Genomic DNA, 2119 nt, shown 5'->3' with positions numbered 1-2119 from the left:
CACGCCGGGCTTCATCTCGGCGGCCGAGTTCGTCGCCGGCGCCTTCCTCTCGGTCGATCTCGACTTCCGCGCTTTGCCCGGCATCTATGTCGGCATCGTCATGGGCCGGCACGCCGGCTTCCTGACCGCGGCCGCCGCCGCCTGGCAGCTCGATCCCGACAGCGGCCCGCATCTGGTCTACGTGCCGGAGCGCGCCTTCTCGGCGAAGCGTTTCATCGACGACGTGCGGGCTACGCTCGACCGCCACAAGCGCTGCATCGTTGCCGTCTCCGAAGGCGTCAGCACCGCCGACGGCAAGGCGCTGGTCGAGAGCCTGGTGCCGCCAGAGAAGCTCGAACGCGACCAGCACGGCAACGTCAAGCTGTCGGGCAGCGACCTGACGGCCGCGTTGGAGCGCGCGCTGGCCGAAGGCCTGCCGGGCAAGCGGGCGCGCGTCGATGCGCTGGGCTACATGCCGCGCGGCTACATCGGTGCGATCAATGCCGTCGACGCCAAAGAGGCCTTCGACGCCGGCGCCTTCGCCGTCGAGGTCGCCGGGCAGGGCGGCGGCTCGGTGGCGCTGCAGTATGACGGTTCCAAAACCGTGCTGAAGAAAGTGCCGCTGAAGAACGTCGCAGGCAAGACGCGCCACATGCCCGACGATTTCATGCAGCCCGACGCCAACAAGCTCTCGGATGCCGGCATGGCCTACCTCAAGCGGCTGGTGCCGGAGAAATACAAGGTCGGGAAGCCCTTCGTCTGATGGGCGACCTGGTGGTGGGCGACTGGTTCGGCAAGGCCATCGTCGACGCCAGGACAACAATGCTGACCGAGCCGTTCGTGCACGATTTCGTACGCGCCAACATCTGGCATCTCAAGGGCCGCGATGCCGACCTTCTGATCGACACCGGCATGGGCATCCAGCCGCTGGCGCCCGAGATCGACACGCCAGCCGGCAAGCCGCTGATCGTCGTCGCCACGCATATCCATCTCGACCATGTCGGCTCGCTGCATGAGTTCCCGCTGCGGGCCGGGCCGAAGATGAGCGCGGCGCAGTTCGAGAGCATGGATGAGGCCGTCACCTATGCCTACATGTTCCACAATCTCGACGGCGCCGTTTCCAAATTGCCGGCGCCCGGCTGGAAGGCAGCCGATTATCGGATACCACCGGCGCCGCTGACGCGCGCGCTTGACGAGGACGACATCGTCGATCTCGGCGACCGCCGGTTCCGCGTCCTGCATCTGCCGGGACATTCGCCCGATTCGATCGCGCTGTTCGACGAGGCCGACGGGTTGTTGTTTGCCGGCGATGCCATCTATGACGGCATGCTGATCGACGATTTGCCGGATTCCGATCGCGCCGCCTATTGCCGCACCATGCGGCGCCTGCTCGACCTGCCGATCAGCATCGGCCATGGCGGTCATGGACCGAGCTTCGACGGCGCGCGGATGCGCGAGATCGCCTCGGCGTATCTGCGCCGCAGAGGCGCTGCGTGAGGTCTCCCTGATATTAAATCTTCGTAAGGTCGCGCCAAAACCCTAATTCGGGCCGATCCACGCCCTAGATGCAGGCGGTCGATCCGGCCGGCTGCCATGCATGGCGAGACACGCAGTCCCGGTCGCCGACACGCCGGCGGGCGCCTCGCTTGAGCCGCTCGCGGCGAGGCATCAACTCTCGCCCGGACAGAAACGACCATGTCACCCCAGAGCATAATTCGTAGACATCGCGTCGCGGCCCTGCTGGGCGCTGCGCTGATCATCTCCCCCTTCGTCGTGTCCTTCGCCCAAAGCGCGGGCGGCATCGGCGCGAGCAACACCGTCGCCACGACCCAGACCCCGGTTGCCGGAATCACGGCGCCCAACGGCTCGTTCGCGCCGATCGTGGCCGCCGACAAGCCGGCGGTGGTGACCGTCACCACCGTCATGAAGGCGCAGCCGGAGACGATGAGCGAGGACCAGCCCTTCGACGGCGGCTCGCCCTTCGACGACTATTTCCGCCAGTTCTTCGGCGACCAGGGCGTGCCGATGCCCAAGACGCCGCCGCAGCAGTCACAGCGCGCCGAGGCGCTGGGGTCCGGCTTCATCATCGGCGCCGACGGCACCATCGTCACCAACAACCATGTCATCGACGGCGCCACGT

2 protein-coding genes and 1 pseudogene are annotated in these 2119 nt (G+C 66.8%); all 3 read left to right on the top strand.

The features are described 5' to 3' along the window. Nucleotides 1-742, top strand: a 742-nt coding sequence (locus EN780_RS32710; protein ID WP_189556932.1) for a 6-phosphofructokinase, incomplete at its 5' end; no start/stop codon positions are given. After that, a complete protein-coding gene (locus tag EN780_RS32705; protein ID WP_189556930.1) occupies nucleotides 742-1476 on the top strand; it encodes an MBL fold metallo-hydrolase in 735 nt (244 codons plus the stop codon). The genes EN780_RS32710 and EN780_RS32705, both read left to right, overlap by 1 nt. Nucleotides 1477-1674: 198 nt before the next feature. Further along, nucleotides 1675-2119 (top strand): annotated as a pseudogene (locus EN780_RS32700) (serine protease); the annotation flags it as partial.

Source organism: Mesorhizobium sp. M4B.F.Ca.ET.089.01.1.1, assembly GCF_004022605.1.
Classification (GTDB): Bacteria; Pseudomonadota; Alphaproteobacteria; order Rhizobiales; family Rhizobiaceae; genus Mesorhizobium; species Mesorhizobium abyssinicae.
This window is presented reverse-complemented; position numbering and strand designations above follow the sequence as displayed.